Genomic DNA, 16,896 nt, shown 5'->3' on the forward strand with positions numbered 1-16,896 from the left:
GTTCCGTAGCGTTCTCGACGTGGCCGGGTCGCGAGCTGGAGGGAGGCCCCGCATGGCCGCAGGGGTCGAGGGGCTCGCGGCGTGGCCGCCTGCGGCGGTGGCGACGGTGGTCGCGGCGGCGCCGGCCGTCGCGCTGACCGCGATCGCAGGGTTGGTCGGCGGCCTGTGGGCGGTGTTGCGGTGGCGGCCGGACGTCGCGCGTGAGGAGCGGGATCGAGCGTGGTCGCGATTCGTGTGGACGGTCGACCAGGCGTGCGACGGGGACGTGGTTCGGAGCGAGGTCGGGCTCGCGAGCGCCAGAGCGATGTCCAACATGCAGATCCTTCGCGATCACGACGCCGCGTTCGGCACGATCGTGCTCGAACGCATCACGGGAGGGGAAGACGATGGCGGCGCGCGACCCGGTCAAGGTGCTCATCGAACGGCGGCGTGAGGAGTGGCGGCAGGAGGTCCGCCAGCGGTACCGGTTTCGTCCGTGGAAGGCTCGTCGGCTCATCGAGATGCACGACGACGTGATCCGTTTCATCGAGGAGACCCGTGCTGCGCGTCGCGAGCGCAGGCGGCTCATCGAGGCGGGGGAGCTGTCACAGGCGAGGCGGGGGAGCTGTCACAGGAGTGAGGCGCGCAGGGTGCCGAGCGTGCCGATGAACTCCTCGGCCATGCCCGCACGCTCGACGAGCTTCGCGTGCCGCGCTCGTGCATCGGCCAGGAACTCGTCGAGCCGCGCCGCGAGCGCTGGTGCGTGCTCCGGGTCCTGGTCGGCGAGTCCCTCGACGACCCGGAGCAGCTCGGCCATCTCGTCCAGGGTGAAGCCCAGCGGCTTCATCCGCCGGATCACGAGCAGCCGCTCCAGGTCCTCGTCCGTGTAGACACGGAACCCGCCGGTCGTCCGACCGCTCGGCACGAGCAGGCCGACCTCGTCGTAGTGCCGGATCGTGCGGAGGGACATCCCGGCGCGTTCGGCCAGTTCCCCGATGTGCATGGTGCTGCTCACGGCGACGACCCTACCCTCACGCGAGGGTAGGGTTCTGAGCGATGTCCGTGATCACCCACGCTCCCTCCGCGCCCAGCGTCCTCAGCGCCCTGCGCTCGCCCCGTCTCCTCACGCGCGAGGTCCTCGCCGGGGTCGTCACCGCGCTCGCCCTCATCCCCGAGGCGATCTCGTTCTCGGTCGTCGCCGGCGTCGACCCGGCGGTGGGGCTGTTCTCCAGCGTCGTCATCGCCGTCGTGATCTCGATCGTGGGCGGTCGTCCGGCGATGATCTCCGCCGCGGCGGGGTCGGTCGCCCTCGTGATCGCGCCGCTCGTGCGTGACCACGGGATCGCCTACCTCGTCCCGACGATCGTCCTCGGCGGCCTCGTCCAGATCGTGCTCGGCTTCCTCGGCGTCGCGCGGCTGATGCGGTTCATCCCGCGGAGCGTCAACGTCGCGTTCGTGAACGCCCTGGCCATCCTCATCTTCACCGCCCAGCTCCCGAACCTGTTCGGCCCCGACGTGCCGCCGGTCGTCTGGGCGCTGACGGCCCTCGGCGTCGCCGTCATCATCGGGTTCCCGTTCCTCACGAAGGCGGTCCCCGCGCCGCTCGTCGCGGTGGTCGTGATCACCGCGATCACCATCCTGTTCGGCGTCGCCGTGCCGACGGTCGGCGACGAGGGCGCGCTGCCGACGGCGCTGCCGGGGTTCAACGGGATCACAACGCCGTTCTCGCTGGAGACGCTGCAGATCATCGCGCCGTACGCGTTCGGGGTGGCGATCGTGGGCCTGATCGAGACGCTGCTCACCGCCCAGCTCGTCGACTCGATCACCGAGACCGGGTCGAGCAAGTGGCGGGAGTCCTGGGGGCAGGGCATCGCGAACGTCGCCTCCGCCTTCTTCGGCGGGACCGGCGGGTGCGCGATGATCGGCCAGACCGTGATCAATGTGAAGACGGCGGGGGCCAGGACGCGCATCTCGACCTTCGCCGCCGGAGCGTCGGTGCTCGTGCTGACGATCGTCCTGCACGACGTCGTGGCCGAGATCCCGATGGCCGCGCTCACCGCGGTGATGATCATGGTCTGCGTCGCGACGTTCGACTGGCACAGCATCCGGCCCCGCACCCTCCGCCGGATGCCGCTCGGCGAGACCGCGGTGATGGTCATCACGGTCGTGGTCGTCGTCGTGACCGACAACCTCGCGACCGGCGTGCTCGTCGGGGTGGTCGTCGCGGCGCTCGTCTTCGCCCGGCGGGCAGCACACGTCGTGAGCGTCGCGCGCGAGGTCGTCGACGAGCACACGGTCCGGTACCGGGTCCGTGGAGCGCTGTTCTTCGCGTCCTCGAACGACCTCGTCACCCGGTTCTCCTACGCCGAGGACCCGGAGCACGTGGTCATCGACATGTCCGACGCGCGCGTCTTCGACGCCAGCACGGTGGCGGCCCTCGACGGCGTCGAGCAGCGCTTCGCCAAGCACGGGTCGAGCGTCGAGGTGGTGCACCTCAACACCGGGTCCACGGCGATCCACGGGCGGCTGTCCGGCGAACTGGGCTGAGTGGTTCCGCATCCGGTGAATCCCCTGTGCGGCCGGTGGGAACGGCTGGGCGACCTACACTGGAACCCATGCCCGCGACCCGAATCCACCTCGTCCGTCACGGCGAGGTGCACAACCCGGACCGTGTGCTCTACGGGCGACTCCCCGGTTTCGGACTGAGCGACCTCGGCAAGCAGATGGCCAGCGCCTCCGCGATCGCGTGGAAGGACGCCGGTGTCGACGTCCGCCGCATCGTCGCGTCGCCCCTGCAGCGCACGCAGGAGTCCGCGGCGCCCTGGGCCGAGGCCTACGGGCTCGACGTCGCCCTCGACGAGCGGCTCATCGAGCCGACGAACCGGTACGAGGGTCAGCCCCCGGGCTTCACGAAGCGCTCGTTGGCGCGTCCGGCCGAGTGGCCGTGGATCGCGAACCCGTTCCGGCCGAGCTGGGGCGAGGCGTACGAGTCCATCGCGAACCGCATGGTCGCCGCGATCGCGACGGCGTGGGAGAGCGTCGACGAGGGCGACGTCGTCCTCGTCAGCCACCAGCTGCCGATCTGGATGGTGCACCGGCGCCTCGCCGGCGAGCAGCTCTGGCACGACCCGAGGAAGCGACGCTGCGACCTCTCGAGCATCACCACCGTCGAGCGTGTGCCCGCCACCTCGTCCGGTCGGTTCACCGAGGTCGGGTACGCGGATCCGGCGCAGGCGTTGCGCGCGACCGCGATCGACGAAGGAGCAGTGTGATCAGCAGCAGGAAGCGGCTCGCGGCCCTCGCGGCGACGGCGGTCGCGGCAGCCCTCGTCCTCACGGGGTGCTCGTCCGACAACGACTCGCTGTCGAAGCAGTACGGCAGCGGGACGACCCAGAACTACATCTCGGGCAACGGCGCGGTGACCGAGGTCGCCACCGACAAGCGCACCGACGCGGTGGACTTCCGCGCGAAGGACATCGACGGCCAGACCCTGTCCTCCAAGGAGCTCAAGGGCAAGGTCGTCGTCCTGAACTTCTGGTACGCCGGCTGCCCGCCGTGCCGAGCCGAGGCCAAGTACCTCAACACGGTCCACGACCAGTTCCAGGGCAAGGACGTCCAGTTCATCGGCGTGAACGTGCGCGACGAGCAGGGCACCGCCGAGGCGTTCGAGCGCACCTTCAAGGTCGACTACCCGACCGTGCTCGACCAGCAGACCGGCACCATGCAGCTCGCGCTCTCCGGGCAGATCGCCCCGAACGCGGTCCCCGCGACGATCGTCCTCGACAAGCAGGGCCGCGTCGCCGCGCGTGTGCTCGGTGCGGTCGACGGCCCGGGCATCCTCAACACGCTCGTCTCCGACGAGTTGTCGGGCAAGGCCTCCTGACCCGTGTCCAGCAACCCCTTCGCCGACGCGATCCTCAGCGGGCAGATGGCCGTGGCGCTCCCCGTCGCGGCCCTCGCCGGCCTCGTGTCGTTCCTGTCCCCGTGCGTACTGCCCCTCGTGCCGGGGTACCTCGGCTACGTCGGCGGCGTCGCCGAGGGCGGGCAGCGACGGGGTCGTGTCGTGCTCGGGGTGCTGCTGTTCATCCTCGGCTTCACCGCGGTCTTCGTGGCGTACACGACGGTCTTCGGCGCGCTCGGCTTCTGGCTCGTGCGGTGGCGTGACCTCATCACGCAGGTCCTCGGCGTCGTCGTGATCGCGATGGGTCTCGTGTTCGTCGGGCGCTTCACGTTCCTGCAGCGCACGATCAAGCCCGGCTGGACCCCCGCGACCGGCCTCGTCGGCGCGCCGTTGCTCGGCATCGTCTTCGGCCTCGGCTGGACGCCGTGCCTCGGCCCGACCCTCGCCGCGATCAACCTGCTCAGCGTGCAGTCGGGCAGTGCCTGGCAGGGCATGTGGCTCGGCGTCGCGTACTGCCTCGGGCTCGGCATCCCGTTCGTCCTCGTCGCGCTCGGCGCCGGCTGGGCCACGGGCGCGATCCGTGTCGTGAAGCGCCACATGCGCATCGTCAACATCATCGGAGGAGCGATCCTGATCGTCATCGGTCTGCTCATGGTCACCGGCATCTGGTCGGCCGTCATGTCGAGCGTCGGGGCGGTGATCCAGACCTTTGTCCCGGCAGTCTGAACCGTCCCCCGACACCGGAGCGTCGTCGCGGCCGGAACCCGACATCGACGCCGGAACGTCCTCGCGGCCCGAACCCGACATCGACGCCACCGACACCTCGGCGGACCCCCAGCGACCGTCGGACCACGTCGACGGGTCCGGCCCCGAGGCCGCCGCAGGTGGCTCGGGCGACGCCGGTGTGAACCAGCCGAAGCTCGGACCGCTCGGGTACCTCCGCTTCTTCTGGCGACAGCTCACGAGCATGCGCACGGCGCTGTTCCTGCTCATGCTGCTCGCCCTCGCGGCGATCCCGGGCTCGCTCGTCCCGCAGCGCACGGCCGACCCCAACGGCGTCGTGCAGTACAAGTCCGACCACCCGCAGCTCTTCCCGGTGCTCGACAAGCTGCAGGTCTTCGACACCTACACCTCGGTGTGGTTCTCGGCGATCTACCTGCTGCTCTTCGTCTCCCTGATCGGGTGCATCGTCCCGCGCACGAAGCACCACTGGCAGGCGCTCCGCACCCGCCCGCCGAAGACCCCGGTCCGTCTGAGCCGTCTGGCCGGCTACCGCTCGGTCGCCGTCGACGGCGTGGGCGTCACCCCGGAGCACGCCGTCACCCGCGCGATGGCGATCCTCAAGCGTTCCGGCTACCGCGTCGAACGGTTCGGCGACTCGGTGAGCGCCGAGCGCGGGTACCTGCGCGAGACCGGCAACCTGGTGTTCCACGCGGCGCTCGTCGGCGTGCTGCTCGCGGTGGGCGTCGGCGGTGGCTTCGGCTACACCGGTCAGCGCCTGCTGGTCGAGGGGCAGACGTTCTCGAACGTGCTCGGCTCGTACGACTCGTTCAACCCCGGTCGCTGGTTCCGGCAGACCGACCTGCAGGGCTACAACTTCACGCTCGACAAGTTCGTCACGAAGTACGAGGAGCGGAACCTCGACGCCCTCGGGCAGGCACTCGACTACTCGGCCACCGTGACGACCCAGCAGAAGGGCGGCGCGAAGAAGACCAGTCGCCTCGGCGTCAACGACCCGGTGAGCGTGGGCGGCACGAACGTCTACCTGCTGGGCAACGGCTACGCGATGGACGTGACGGTGCGCGACGGCGACGGCAACGTGGCCTTCAAGGACACCGTGCCGTTCCTGCCGGAGGACGCGAACTACACCTCGACCGGCGTCATCAAGGTCCCCGACTCGAAGCCGGACCAGCTCGGCATGGTCGGCTTCTTCTACCCGACGGCCTCGAAGCTCTCGACGGGCGCCTACGCCAGCGCGTACCCCGACGACCAGAACCCGCTGCTGACCCTGCAGGTCTACACGGGTGACCTCGGGCTGAACGACGGCGTCCCGCAGAGCGTCTACACGCTCGACACCAGCGGCCTGCAGCAGATCGCGGGTCGGCAGTCCACGACCGCGAGCGTCGAGCTCAAGCCCGGGCAGACCAAGACGCTGCCGGACGGTGCCGGATCGATCACGTTCGACGGCGTCAAGCGCTACGTCTCGCTCGACGTCCACCACGACCCGTCGCAGCTGTGGGTCGGCGGGTTCGCGGTCCTGTCCGTGCTCGGCCTGCTCACCTCGCTGTTCGTCCCGCGTCGCCGGGTCTGGGTCAAGGTCGTGGAGCGCCGCGCGGGCGACGGCGTCGAACCGGGCTTCGACCTCGAGTACGCGGGCCTCGCCCGCGGCGAGGACCCGAACCTCGAACGTGCCGTGGCGGACATCGCCCAGCGCCACACGTCGGACCTCGGAGTTAGGATGCCCCAGTGAACGACATGACCACGAACCTCGCGACCTACTCGGTCGTGCTGACGTACTCCGCGATGGCGGTCTACGTCATCGCGTTCATCGCGTTCGCCCTCGACATGGCCAAGCGGGCCGGCAACGTGGCGGCGGCGTCCGACGCGTCGAGCAGCGCCCCCGCGGTCCAGGCGGAGCGGACCGTCGCGACCGTCCAGGGCGGCACCGTCGTCCTCGAGAAGGTCGCGACCACCGATGCACCGTCCGGTCGTCGCGGCACGAAGTTCGAGCGCGTCGGCATGGCGATGACGATCCTCGCGCTGGTGCTGCACGTCGCCTCGGTCGTCCTGCGCGGCATCGCGGCCGACCGTGTGCCGTGGGGCAACATGTTCGAGTTCTCGCTGACCGGCACGGCGCTGATCGTCCTGATCTTCCTGCTCGTGCAGTTCTGGCAGAACCTGAAGTTCCTCGGCGTCTTCATCACCGGCCTGACGATCATCCTGCTCGGCATCGCGACCGTGAACTACTGGGTGCCCGTGGTCCCGCTGCAGCCCGCGCTGCAGTCGTACTGGCTCGTCATCCACGTGTTCGTGGCCATCGCCGGCACGGGCTTCTTCGCCCTCGGTGCCGGCCTCGCCGTGGCGCAGCTCGTGCAGACGTACCGGCAGGGCCGCACCGCCTCGGGCAAGCTCCGCTTCATGGAGACACTGCCGGACGCCGACCGCCTCGAGGTCCTCACCTACCGCGTCCTGCTCGTCGGCTTCGTCCTCTGGACCTTCACGCTCATCGCCGGTGCGATCTGGGCCGAGCGAGCCTGGGGACGGTACTGGGGGTGGGACACCAAGGAGGTCTGGACCTTCATCATCTGGGTGGTCTACGCCGGGTACATCCACGCGCGGGCGACCCGCGGCTGGCGCGGTGCGCGCTCGTCGTGGCTGGCCCTCATCGGCTTCGCCGCGGTGATGTTCAACTTCTCCGTCGTCAACGTCTTCTTCAAGGGCCTGCACAGCTACTCGGGGCTCTGATCACCACCGGTCGCTGACGCGACCACGTGCGGACGGGAGGCGCGGTGCCAGCTGGCACCGCGCCTCCCGTCCGTCGTCCGGTCACGCGGCGGCGAGCACGGCGTGCACCCGCTCGAGCCGTCGGAACCACCAGTCGGTCCGTTCCGGCGACGCGGCGTTCCGGTCGAGCAGCTCTGGCGAGACGTCCGCCCGCCGCACCGGTACGCGACCACCGACCGGCAGCAGCGGCGTGGTCGTGACGTCCGAGGTGAACATGGCCGCGGTGCCGAGCCCGGCGGCGTACCCGGGCGACATCGCACGTGCCGCGAGGAACGCGCCCATCCCGAGCCCGACGGACGTGTCGAGCGCACTCGACACCACGCAGGGCAGTCCGGCGTCGGCGACGACCGCCTGGGCAGCGGTGATCCCGCCGAGGGGCTGCGCCTTCACGACGAGGACGTCAGCGGCACCGGCACGGGCGACGGCGAGCGGGTCGGAGGCGCGGCGGACGCTCTCGTCGGCGGCGATCGGCACGCCGAGGCCCGCGATCCGCTGCCGGAGCCGGGCGAGCTCGGGAACGGTCCGGCACGGCTGCTCGGCGTACTGCAGGTCGAGGGGTGCGAGGCGTTCGAGGGCCTCGACGGCCTGGTCGACGCTCCAGAGGCCGTTCGCATCGACCCGGACCGCGGCGGAGGGACCCATCACCCGACGGACCTCGGCCACCCGAGCCACGTCGTCGTCGATCGTCGTGCCGGGCTCTGCGACCTTGACCTTGGCGGTCCTGCAGCCCGGGTACCGCGCGAGCAGGTCCGCGACGGCGTCCGGTGCGATCGCCGGCACCGTCGCGTTCACCGGCACGCTGTCCGCGGCGGGGTCGTGCTCGGACCAGCCGAAGTCGACGGCCGCCCGCAGCCACGCCGCGGCCTCGGTGTCGTCGTACTCGACGAAGGGCGAGAACTCGGTCCAGCCCGCCGGGCCCCACAGGACCAGTGCCTCGCGCACCGTGATGCCGCGGAACCGCACCCGCATCGGCAGGGCGATCACGTGCGCGTCGGATCGGAGGTCGGCGAGGTCGGGGAGCACCTGGCCATCATCCCAGGAGCACCCAGGGCACCCCACGGTTCCTCGGAGGGGACCGCCAGCACCGCGCACTAGCATGCATCGGTCGGCCACGGTCGGCAGCAGCCAGGACGAGCACCGAGGACGAGGGAGGGCCTGTGGCGCGGGAACCGCAGCAGCGTGTGTCGCAGCGATCCGCAGCACCCTCCGCGGCGCGGGCCGACCCACCCGGTCGTGACACCGGCGAGTTCGCCCGGCTCATGCAGCGCAACACCGTCGACGTCCGGCAGCAGGCCCAGGGAGCGCGGAAGCGCCGCAACCCGGTGGTCGGCAAGATCGCCCTGGGACTCGCGGTCGTCTCGGCCGCGGTCGACGCGAGTGCGTTCGCGGTCTTCATGGGCGGCGACACCGACTTCGCGTTCGGCATCTGCTTCGTCGTGGTGTTCCTCACGCTCATCGCGGCCGTGCTCGGTTTCGTGGCGGCGGTCGGGTCGTTCGGTCGCTGGTACGGCGCCGTCGGGGTCGTCGTGGCGTTCTTCGCGAACCCGGTGATCCTCATCGTGCTGCTCGTGATCGTGGCGCCGGAGCTGCTCACCGACATGGGCGGTTCGGCCGCCACCAGCGGCACGGGGCTGTAGCCCGCGGCGGTAGCGTTGGGGCATGGCTGCCGAAGTCTCCGACCTGTTCGACCCCGACGTCTGGACCGCGGCTCCGATCGCGGAGCGGTTCACCGACATCACGTACCACAAGCACGTCTCGAAGGGGATCGTCCGGGTGGCCTTCGACCGGCCCGAGGTGCGGAACGCCTTCCGCCCGCGCACCGTCGACGAGCTGTACCGCGCGCTCGACGACGCCCGGCAGGACCCCCGCGTCGGCGTCGTCCTGCTCACCGGCAACGGCCCGAGCCCGAAGGACGGCGGCTGGGCGTTCTGCTCCGGCGGCGACCAGCGGATCCGCGGGCGCAGCGGCTACCAGTACGTCGGTGACGAGGGCGCTCCGCCCGAGGGTGTCGACCCGGCCGCGGCCGAGGCGTCGATGGGACGGCTGCACATCCTCGAGGTCCAGCGGCTCATCCGGATGATGCCCAAGGTCGTCATCGCCGTCGTCCCGGGTTGGGCGGCCGGCGGCGGCCACTCGCTGCACGCGATCTGCGACCTCACGATCGCGAGCGCCGAGCACGGCCGGTTCAAGCAGACCGACGCCGACGTCGGGTCGTTCGACGGCGGGTACGGCAGCGCCTACTACGCCAAGCAGATCGGCCAGAAGTTCGCGCGCGAGGTCTTCTTCCTCGCCCAGGAGTACTCGGCCCAGCGTGCGTACGAGATGGGTGCCGTGAACGCCGTCGTCCCGCACGCGGACCTCGAGCGCGAGGCGATCCGCTGGGGCGAGATCGTCCTCGGCAAGTCGCCGACCGCGATCCGGATGCTGAAGTACGCCTTCAACGCCGTCGACGACGGCATGGTCGGGCAGCAGGTCTTCGCCGGCGAGGCCACGCGCCTCGCCTACGGCACCGACGAGGCCGTCGAGGGCCGCGACTCCTTCCTCGAGAAGCGCGCCCCCGAGTGGACCGCGTTCCCCTGGCACTACTGATGACCCGTCCGCTGGTCGCGACCGGCACGTCGGACCCGTCGGCCGTGCTGCGCGGCCTGGAGGCGGCACTCGCCGGCGGCCCCGCCCTGCTCCCGGTCGCGGACGCGGCCCCGGCGCTGCCGACACCGGCTCCGGCCACCGTCCCGCAGCGGGTCGCGCTGGTCGTCGAGACGAGCGGGTCCACCGGGACCGGCAAGCGGGTGGCGCTGTCGTCGGAGGCGCTCCTCGCCGGGGCCGCCGCCGCGGACGCGGCGCTCGGCGGCCCGGGCGGCTGGGTGCTCGCACTGCCCGTGCACTACATCGCGGGGCTCAACGTCCTGACCCGCTCGATCACCGCGGGGACGTCGCCCGTCGTCGTCACCGGCGGGCACTTCACGGCGGCGGCGTTCGCGGACGCCGCCGACCGGCTCGCCACCGGACCCGCGGCCCCGCGTCGCTACACCTCGCTCGTCCCGGTGCAGCTCGCCCGGATCCTCGACGACGACCGGGCCACCCGGGCCCTCGCCGGCTTCGACGCCGTCCTCGTCGGCGGGCAGGCGACACCGCCGACCCTCCGCGACCGTGCCCGGTCCGCCGGCGTCCCGATCGTGACGACGTACGGCGCGAGCGAGACGAGCGGTGGGTGCGTCTACGACGGGGTCCCGTTCGGCACGGTCCGCACCGACCTCGACGACGGCGAGCTGCTGCTGTCCGGGCCGATGCTCGCCGACGGCTACCTGGGCGACGACGCGCGCACCGCCCGGACCTTCACCGAGCGGGACGGACACCGCTGGTACCGGACGGGGGACGCCGCCGAGCTCGTCGACGGCGTCGTCCGCGTGCTCGGCCGGCTCGACGACGTCGTGATCTCGGGCGGCGAGAAGGTCCCGCTCGGCGCCGTCGAGCGGATCGTGCGCGGCCTCGACGGGCAGGAACAGGCCGTCGTGACCCGTCGGGCCTCGGGGGAGTGGGGCGAGGTGCCCGTCGTCGTGACCGACCGGCCGCTCGACCTCGACGCCGTCCGCCGCGCCGTCGGCGACGCCCTCGGGCGTGCGGCGCGACCGGACGAGGTCATCGTCGTCGAGCGCCTGCCGATGCTCGCGTCCGGCAAGCCGGACCGACGGGCCGTCCGGGCGATCGCCGACCCCACCGCCTGACCGACGCGGGTCGACCGCCGAGCGCGATCCGTTCCTCCTGGACGGACGTGCCGGACGCACGGCCGACGCCGATACCATGGACGGTCGTGGCACGCACGAAGAACACGAACCGGTCCAGGAACCGCTCCGGCAACCCGGCGAAGGCCGCGGCACCCCAGCGCACGAAGCGCCGGGCGACCGCCCGCGACTGGATCGGCGGGGCACGTCTGCGCACCCTGACGCTCGGCGTCGTCCCCGTGGTGCTCGGCACGACCGTCGGGTTCGTCGACAGCGGCGAGGCGGGTGACTTCGGCGACTGGATCGCCAAGGACCACCACCTCCCGGTCGCGATCCTCGCGCTGCTCGTCGCCCTCTTCCTGCAGATCGGCGTGAACTACAGCAACGACTACTCCGACGGGGTGCGCGGCACCGACGAGTTCCGCGTCGGACCGGCCCGACTCACGGGTGCCGGGCTCGCGAAGCCCCGCACCGTGCTGACCGTCGCGCTGACGTTCTTCGGACTCGCCGCCGTCGCCGGGATCGTCATCGTGCTGCTCACCGGGCTGTGGTGGCTCCTGCTCGTCGGCGCCGCTGCCATCGTCGCGGCCTGGTTCTACACCGGTGGCAAGAAGCCCTACGGGTACAACGCCCTCGGCGAGGTCTTCGTGTTCGTCTTCTTCGGCCTGGTCGCCGTGCTCGGCACCCAGTTCGTGCTCATCGACCAGGTCACCCCGAGCGGCTGGGCGGCAGCGATCGCCGCCGGGTTCTTCGCCTGCGCGGTGCTCATGGTGAACAACATCCGCGACATCGACGAGGACCAGCTCGCCGGCAAGCGCACCCTCGCGGTCGTGGTCGGGCGGCCCGTCGCACGCGTGCTCTACGGCCTGTTCCTGATGCTGCCCTACGTGGTGCTGCTCTGGTTCGTGCTGCTCTACTTCCGCACCGGCTTCACGTACTTCTCGCTGCTGCTCGCCCTGCCGGCGCTCGCGATCGGGGTGTCGTCGCGGAAGCCGCGGGAACTCATCACGGCACTGCAGCTCTCGTCGTTCGCGTCGCTGGTGTTCGGCGTGGTGCTCGGCATCACGCTCGCCGTGCAGCCGTAGCGCGCGGGGATCAGCCCTCGCGGTGCTCGCGGCGCGCCGCGTGACGGTCGGCGTCGGAGACCGCCTGCCCGGTCGGTAGGTCGGTGTCCGCCGCGTCGACGAAGTCGTCCTCGAAGTCGGAGTCGACGTCGTGCTCCGGGGCCGGGCGGCGGTTCGCCAGGCTCTCCGTCACGCGACCGCGCAGCTTCGGCAGGGCGATGTACGAGATGAGCAGGGCCACGAGCGCAGCGACGATCGTCGCCCAGGCCGCCGTCATCGGCGTCAGGAGCAGGAGCAGTGCCAGCACCGCGGCGAAGATGCCGAGGCGGGCCAGGGTGTACACGAGCCACGCTTTCACCTGCGCAAGTCTACGGAAGCGCAACCGGCAGGGACCCCACAGGCTGCCGACCTAGACTCCCGGCCATGATCCGACTGTGGCTGATCGTCGTCGTCGCCGCCGTGGCGTTCACGGTGTACGCGGCCATCGACTGCGCCACGATGCCCCGGGAACGTGTCCGTTCCCTCAGCCGTGGCGTCTGGGTCCTCCTCGTCATCGTGCTGCCCGTGCTCGGCGGCGTCCTCTGGTTCCTGCTCGGCCGGGCACCGGCGACCCGTCCCGGCGGCGGCTCCGGGTACCGTGGACCCGAAGACGACCCGGACTTCCTCGGCGGCCCCAGCGGCCCCGATCAGCACCGCACGGACAAGGACCAGGACGACGAGACCCTCCGAGACCTCGAACAGCAGTTCCGCGAGCGGGAACGACGCGCCGACCGTGACCGCCGCGACGACGACGGACGCGCCGATCGCTGACGGTCCAGCGGGTTCCGGCAGCCCCGCGACCGACTTCTCCGTCGCGCTCCTGACCGAGCTCGCCCGGGCCGGTGTGACTGACGTCGTGGTGAGCCCCGGCTCCCGGTCGCAGGCGCTCGCACTCGCCGCCGTCGCGCTCGAGCGGGTCGGCGGCACCACCGTGCACGTCCGGCTCGACGAGCGCACGGCCGGGTTCTTCGCGCTCGGGCTCGCCGTCGAGTCCGGTCGTCCCGCTGCCGTCGTCACGACCTCGGGCACGGCGGTCGCGAATCTGCACCCCGCGGTGCTCGAGGCGCACCACTCCGGGGTGCCGATGATCGTCGTGAGCGCGGACCGGCCCGGCGAACTCCGCGGGATCGGCAGCAACCAGACCACCGTCCAGCCCGGACTCTTCGGACCGGCCGTCACGGTCGTCCGCGACGTCGAGGCGCCGACCGCCGCCGGTGTCGACGCGGATGCCGTCCGGGGACTCGTGCGCGAGGTGGTCGCCGCGGCCGCCGGGCACACGGGGCAGCCCGGTCCGGTGCAGCTCAACGTCGCGTTCCGCGAGCCGCTCTCCGCCGGGCTCGGCGAGGGGGCGGTCCAGCCGGTGCCCGACGACGAGGTCGACCTCGCCTTCGCCACCCGGCGGGTGCACACGGGTCTGCCCGTGGTCGACCTCACGCCGGACGACGAGCCCGCGACCATCGTCATCGCCGGGCACGACGCCGGGGCGGACGCCGAACGGATCGCCTGGGAGCTCGGTGCGCCGCTCATCGCCGAGGTGTCGAGCGGTGCGCGGTTCGGGCGGAACCTCGTCGTCGCCTACCGTGCGCTCCTCGGCGACCCGGACTTCGGCGGCGCGGTCCGCCGCGCGGTCGTGCTCGGGCACCCCACCCTCAGCCGCGAGGTCCCGGCCCTCCTGCAGCGCGCCGACGTCGAGACGTTCGTGGTCCGCGGACCGGGGGCCGACCCGTACGACCCGGCCCGCGCCTCCCGGCCGGACGCCGCGACCACCGTCGTGTCCGACGTCCGCGTGACGGGCCGCACCCGGCCGGAGCACCGTGCGTGGGTCGGCCGGTGGGTCTCCGCGAGCCGCGCGCTGCTCGGCGGGGGCGACGCCGGTCCCGACCTCGACGCCAAGCGGTCCAGCGACCGTGCCGAGCGGAACAAGTTCCTCCGCGACGAGGTGGCGCTCCGCCGCCGCGCGGTCGACCGCACGATGCTCGCGGACGCCGTCTGGGGTGCGACCTGGCCGCACGACCGCCTGGTGCTCGGCGCCTCGCAGATCATCCGCGCCGCCGACGGGCACGTCCCGGGCAAGGCGATCCGGGTGCACGCGAACCGGGGGCTGGCGGGCATCGACGGGACGATCTCGACCGCGCTGGGGATCGCCGCCGCCCTCGAACGGTCCACGGCCTCGGTCGGCACCACCCGTGTGCTGCTCGGCGACCTGACGCTCCTGCACGACCTCGGGGCGCTCGTCACCGGCACCGAGGAGCACCGGCACCGCGTGCAGGTCGTCGTCGGGAACGACGGCGGGGGAGCGATCTTCCGCGGGCTCGAGGTCGCGGCGACCACGCCGGAGGCCGACATGCGCCGGATGATGACCACCCCGCAGCACGTCGACGTCGAACCGGTGGTGACCGGGCTCGGGTGGACGTACCGGCGTGCCGAGACCTGGGGCGACCTCGAGCGGGTGCTGACGGACCCCGCCGAGCGCGTCGTCATCGAGGTGCCGTTGGCCGACTGAGCGGACCTGTCGGACCGGCACCGCGTCGAGCGGCGGCCGACGTGCCGGGTCGGCACCGCGCCTCCTGGCCCGACTAGGCGAGCGCGTCGGTGACCGGGCGGAACTTCAGGGTCGTCTCGGCGACCTCGCGGGCCGGGTCGGAGCCCGCGACGATCCCCGCGCCCGCCCATGCCCGCACGGTGCCGTCCTCGGTGATCCGTGCGCTCCGGAGGGCGAGCATCCACTCGCCGTCACCGTTGGCGCCGAGCCAGCCGACCGGTCCGGCGTAGCGCCCGCGGTCGACTCCCTCGAGCTCGGCGACGAGCCGGACGGCCACGTCGGTCGGGGTCCCGGCGACGGCAGCCGTCGGGTGCAGGGCGTCCGCGACGTCGAGCGAGGTCGTCCCGACGGGCAGCGTGGCCTGCACGTCGGTCGCGAGGTGCCACAGGTTCGGCAGCTGCAACCGGAACGGCTCCGGGTCGGCGCGCAGCTCGGACGCGATCGGGGCGAGCGCGGCGAGCAGGCTCTGGATGGCGAACCGGTGCTCCTCGACGTCCTTCGTGCTCGCGGCGAGGGCCTCGGCGGCGGCCCGGTCGGACACCGGGTCGGTGCCGCGCGCCGCGCTGCCGGCGAGCACGCGAGCCGAGAGCCGGGTGCCGTCGGTCCGGGCGAGGGTCTCCGGTGTGGCACCGACGATCCCGTCGACGGCGAACGTGACGCACTGCGGGTACGCCTCGGCGAGGTCGAGCAGGATCGCCCGGCGATCGGCCCCGTCGGGCAGCGTCCCGACGAGGTCCCGCGCGAGCACCACCTTCTCGGCGTCGCCGGCCGCGATCCGGCGGACGGCGTCGGCGACCTTCGCGGCGTAGGCGTCCTCGTCGACGGCGCCGGGGCCGAGCGTCACGGACACGTGCGGCCCGACATGCGGGACCGGCACCGAGGTGCGGGTGAAGGCGAGGGGCTCCGGGGCGAGCGTGGTGTCGACGGCGGTGAGCCAGGCCTTCCCACGGCGCCGACCGATCACGACGCGCGGGACGATGAGCACGCTCGTCTCGGCCGAGTCGTCGGCGAAGGCGAAGGACCCGAAGGCGACGAGTCCGGTGCCGCGCAGCTGCACGGGGTCGTCGACGACGGCCTCCTGCACGAGCGACCGCCACGCCGCCGAGGCCTCGCGCATCCGGTCCGGGCCGGTGAACGTCCACCGCACCGCCTCGCCGATCCCGACGATGCCGTCGCCGTTCCGGACGAACGCGAGCGGGCTGTCCCGGAGGGTGTGGCGGAGGACGGCGCCCGGATCGTCGAGGATCCGGGTCGAGACCGTCAGCGGTGGGGCCGCCGTGGTGGTTCGGGTCACGCCACCGATCGTACGCGCCACGCGGGGAACGTCCGGGCGCGACCTCTAGGATGTTGTGGGTGAGCAGAGCGGACCTGAACAAGCGGCCGGACGAGGTGGCGGCCATGTTCGACGACGTCGCCGCGAAGTACGACCTCACGAACGACATCCTCTCGGCGGGCAACGCTCCGCTGTGGCGTGTCGCGACGGTCCGCGCGGTCGATCCCCAGCCCGGCGAGAAGGTGCTGGACATCGCCGCGGGGACCGGCACGAGTGCGGCGGCGTTCGCGAAGAAGGGTGCCGACGTCACGGCGCTCGACCTCTCCGCCGGCATGATCGCCGTCGGTCGTGAACGCCACCCCGAGATCACCTTCGTCGAGGGCAACGCCGAGCAGCTGCCCTTCGACGACGACACCTTCGACGCCGTGACGATCTCCTTCGGGCTGCGCAACGTGAACGACCCGATGCAGGCCCTCGGCGAGATGCTCCGGGTCCTGAAGCCCGGCGGCCGCGTCGTCATCTGCGAGTTCTCCACGCCGCCGCTGGCGCTGCTCCGCTTGGGGTACGGCACGTACCTCAAGCGCGTGCTCCCGGGCGTGGCCCGGCTGTCCAGCAGCAACCCGGCGGCCTACCGCTACCTGGCCGAGTCGATCGAGGCGTGGCCCGACCAGCAGGTCCTCAGCCAGTGGCTGCGCGGCGTCGGGTTCTCGGTCGTCGCCTACCGGAACCTCACGGCGGGTATCGTCGCACTGCACCGTGGTCGCAAGCCGGTCGCGGGCGAGGTCCGTGAATCCGTCGCACGACGCGCCAAGGCCCGTCGTGCGCACCAGCACACCGGTGAGCAGCCGAGCGTCGACCCGACCGACGCCTGA

At 72.1% G+C, this 16,896-nt stretch carries 18 protein-coding genes; 14 read left to right on the forward strand and 4 right to left on the reverse strand.

The window, feature by feature from the left end:
- Nucleotides 1-52: 52 nt before the first annotated feature.
- A complete protein-coding gene (locus ACQXVK_RS11495) occupies nt 53-433 on the forward strand; it encodes a hypothetical protein (protein ID WP_430853634.1) in 381 nt (126 codons plus the stop codon).
- 174 nt (nt 434-607) lie between these two features.
- Here ACQXVK_RS11495 and ACQXVK_RS11500 read toward each other — a convergent pair whose 3' ends face one another.
- Nucleotides 608-982 carry a MerR family transcriptional regulator gene (locus ACQXVK_RS11500; protein WP_430853775.1) on the reverse strand — a complete coding sequence of 125 codons (375 nt, stop codon included), beginning with the start codon at nt 980-982 and terminating at the stop codon, nt 608-610.
- Nucleotides 983-1,035: 53 nt separating this feature from the next.
- On the opposite strand from ACQXVK_RS11500, the gene ACQXVK_RS11505 reads away from it, so the two are divergent.
- From ACQXVK_RS11505 to ccsB, 6 genes are all read left to right on the forward strand, one after another.
- Nucleotides 1,036-2,526 carry a SulP family inorganic anion transporter gene (locus ACQXVK_RS11505; protein ID WP_430853635.1) on the forward strand — a complete coding sequence of 497 codons (1,491 nt, stop codon included), beginning with the start codon at nt 1,036-1,038 and terminating at the stop codon, nt 2,524-2,526.
- 68 nt (nt 2,527-2,594) lie between these two features.
- Complete coding sequence (locus ACQXVK_RS11510; protein WP_022908133.1) at nt 2,595-3,251, forward strand: histidine phosphatase family protein; 657 nt, start codon at nt 2,595-2,597, stop codon at nt 3,249-3,251.
- Nucleotides 3,248-3,862 carry a TlpA family protein disulfide reductase gene (locus ACQXVK_RS11515; RefSeq protein ID WP_022908134.1) on the forward strand — a complete coding sequence of 205 codons (615 nt, stop codon included), beginning with the start codon at nt 3,248-3,250 and terminating at the stop codon, nt 3,860-3,862. Before ACQXVK_RS11510 ends, ACQXVK_RS11515 begins: the two co-directional genes overlap by 4 nt.
- 45 nt (nt 3,863-3,907) lie before the next feature.
- Entirely contained in the window at nt 3,908-4,606 is a 699-nt protein-coding gene (locus ACQXVK_RS11520; protein WP_402269313.1) for a cytochrome c biogenesis CcdA family protein, read from the forward strand.
- A 79-nt stretch (nt 4,607-4,685) separates the two neighbouring features.
- Nucleotides 4,686-6,350, forward strand: a complete 1,665-nt coding sequence (resB, locus tag ACQXVK_RS11525) for a cytochrome c biogenesis protein ResB (RefSeq protein ID WP_430853776.1) — start codon at nt 4,686-4,688, stop codon at nt 6,348-6,350.
- A 5-nt stretch (nt 6,351-6,355) separates the two neighbouring features.
- Nucleotides 6,356-7,345, forward strand: a complete 990-nt coding sequence (ccsB, locus tag ACQXVK_RS11530; protein WP_031262425.1) for a c-type cytochrome biogenesis protein CcsB — start codon at nt 6,356-6,358, stop codon at nt 7,343-7,345.
- 81 nt (nt 7,346-7,426) lie between these two features.
- Here ccsB and ACQXVK_RS11535 read toward each other — a convergent pair whose 3' ends face one another.
- A complete protein-coding gene (locus ACQXVK_RS11535; RefSeq protein WP_430853636.1) occupies nt 7,427-8,407 on the reverse strand; it encodes an o-succinylbenzoate synthase in 981 nt (326 codons plus the stop codon).
- Nucleotides 8,408-8,541: 134 nt separating this feature from the next.
- Between ACQXVK_RS11535 and ACQXVK_RS11540 the strand changes: the two genes are divergently transcribed.
- The 4 genes from ACQXVK_RS11540 (at nt 8,542) to ACQXVK_RS11555 (ending at nt 12,191) form a co-directional block, all read left to right on the forward strand.
- The gene (locus tag ACQXVK_RS11540) at nt 8,542-9,021 is read left to right on the forward strand and encodes a hypothetical protein (RefSeq protein WP_430853637.1); all 480 of its coding nucleotides are present in this window, start codon (nt 8,542-8,544) and stop codon (nt 9,019-9,021) included.
- 22 nt (nt 9,022-9,043) lie between these two features.
- Complete coding sequence (locus ACQXVK_RS11545; protein WP_022907206.1) at nt 9,044-9,973, forward strand: 1,4-dihydroxy-2-naphthoyl-CoA synthase; 930 nt, start codon at nt 9,044-9,046, stop codon at nt 9,971-9,973.
- A complete protein-coding gene (locus ACQXVK_RS11550; protein ID WP_430853639.1) occupies nt 9,973-11,109 on the forward strand; it encodes an AMP-binding protein in 1,137 nt (378 codons plus the stop codon). The genes ACQXVK_RS11545 and ACQXVK_RS11550 overlap by 1 nt, the downstream gene beginning before the upstream one ends.
- An 86-nt stretch (nt 11,110-11,195) precedes the next feature.
- Nucleotides 11,196-12,191, forward strand: coding sequence for a 1,4-dihydroxy-2-naphthoate polyprenyltransferase (locus ACQXVK_RS11555; protein WP_416394666.1), 996 nt, complete (start codon nt 11,196-11,198; stop codon nt 12,189-12,191).
- Between the two features lie 10 nt (nt 12,192-12,201).
- Here the strand turns inward: ACQXVK_RS11555 and ACQXVK_RS11560 are convergent, their stop codons facing one another.
- On the reverse strand, nt 12,202-12,528 hold the full coding sequence (locus ACQXVK_RS11560; protein ID WP_022907203.1) for a DUF4229 domain-containing protein: 327 nt from the start codon (nt 12,526-12,528) through the stop codon (nt 12,202-12,204).
- Between the two features lie 65 nt (nt 12,529-12,593).
- On the opposite strand from ACQXVK_RS11560, the gene ACQXVK_RS11565 reads away from it, so the two are divergent.
- Nucleotides 12,594-12,980 (forward strand): PLDc N-terminal domain-containing protein, encoded by a 387-nt coding sequence (locus ACQXVK_RS11565; protein ID WP_022907202.1) that lies wholly within the window; start codon nt 12,594-12,596, stop codon nt 12,978-12,980.
- Nucleotides 12,943-14,712 (forward strand): 2-succinyl-5-enolpyruvyl-6-hydroxy-3-cyclohexene-1-carboxylic-acid synthase, encoded by a 1,770-nt coding sequence (menD, locus tag ACQXVK_RS11570; protein ID WP_430853640.1) that lies wholly within the window; start codon nt 12,943-12,945, stop codon nt 14,710-14,712. The genes ACQXVK_RS11565 and menD overlap by 38 nt, the downstream gene beginning before the upstream one ends.
- 73 nt (nt 14,713-14,785) lie before the next feature.
- Here menD and ACQXVK_RS11575 read toward each other — a convergent pair whose 3' ends face one another.
- Entirely contained in the window at nt 14,786-16,045 is a 1,260-nt protein-coding gene (locus tag ACQXVK_RS11575; RefSeq protein ID WP_430853641.1) for an isochorismate synthase, read from the reverse strand.
- A 59-nt stretch (nt 16,046-16,104) separates the two neighbouring features.
- Here ACQXVK_RS11575 and ACQXVK_RS11580 point away from each other — a divergent pair, with 59 nt between their 5' ends.
- Nucleotides 16,105-16,896 carry a demethylmenaquinone methyltransferase gene (locus ACQXVK_RS11580; RefSeq protein ID WP_430853642.1) on the forward strand — a complete coding sequence of 264 codons (792 nt, stop codon included), beginning with the start codon at nt 16,105-16,107 and terminating at the stop codon, nt 16,894-16,896.

Origin of the sequence: Curtobacterium sp. AB451 (genome assembly GCF_050585845.1) — a bacterium.
Lineage (GTDB): Bacteria > Actinomycetota > Actinomycetes > Actinomycetales > Microbacteriaceae > Curtobacterium.

Excerpts from the sequence above, each read along its gene's own strand:
- ACQXVK_RS11545 (WP_022907206.1), top strand. The coding sequence starts at position 9,044 with ATGGCTGCCGAAGTCTCCGACCTGTTCGACCCCGACGTCTGGACCGCG.
- ACQXVK_RS11520 (WP_402269313.1), top strand. The coding sequence starts at position 3,908 with ATGGCCGTGGCGCTCCCCGTCGCGGCCCTCGCCGGCCTCGTGTCGTTC.
- ACQXVK_RS11510 (WP_022908133.1), top strand. The coding sequence starts at position 2,595 with ATGCCCGCGACCCGAATCCACCTCGTCCGTCACGGCGAGGTGCACAAC.
- ACQXVK_RS11550 (WP_430853639.1), top strand. The coding sequence starts at position 9,973 with ATGACCCGTCCGCTGGTCGCGACCGGCACGTCGGACCCGTCGGCCGTG.
- ACQXVK_RS11565 (WP_022907202.1), top strand. The coding sequence starts at position 12,594 with ATGATCCGACTGTGGCTGATCGTCGTCGTCGCCGCCGTGGCGTTCACG.
- ACQXVK_RS11495 (WP_430853634.1), top strand. The coding sequence starts at position 53 with ATGGCCGCAGGGGTCGAGGGGCTCGCGGCGTGGCCGCCTGCGGCGGTG.
- ccsB (WP_031262425.1), top strand. The coding sequence starts at position 6,356 with ATGACCACGAACCTCGCGACCTACTCGGTCGTGCTGACGTACTCCGCG.
- ACQXVK_RS11500 (WP_430853775.1), bottom strand. The coding sequence starts at position 982 with ATGCACATCGGGGAACTGGCCGAACGCGCCGGGATGTCCCTCCGCACG.
- ACQXVK_RS11505 (WP_430853635.1), top strand. The coding sequence starts at position 1,036 with ATGTCCGTGATCACCCACGCTCCCTCCGCGCCCAGCGTCCTCAGCGCC.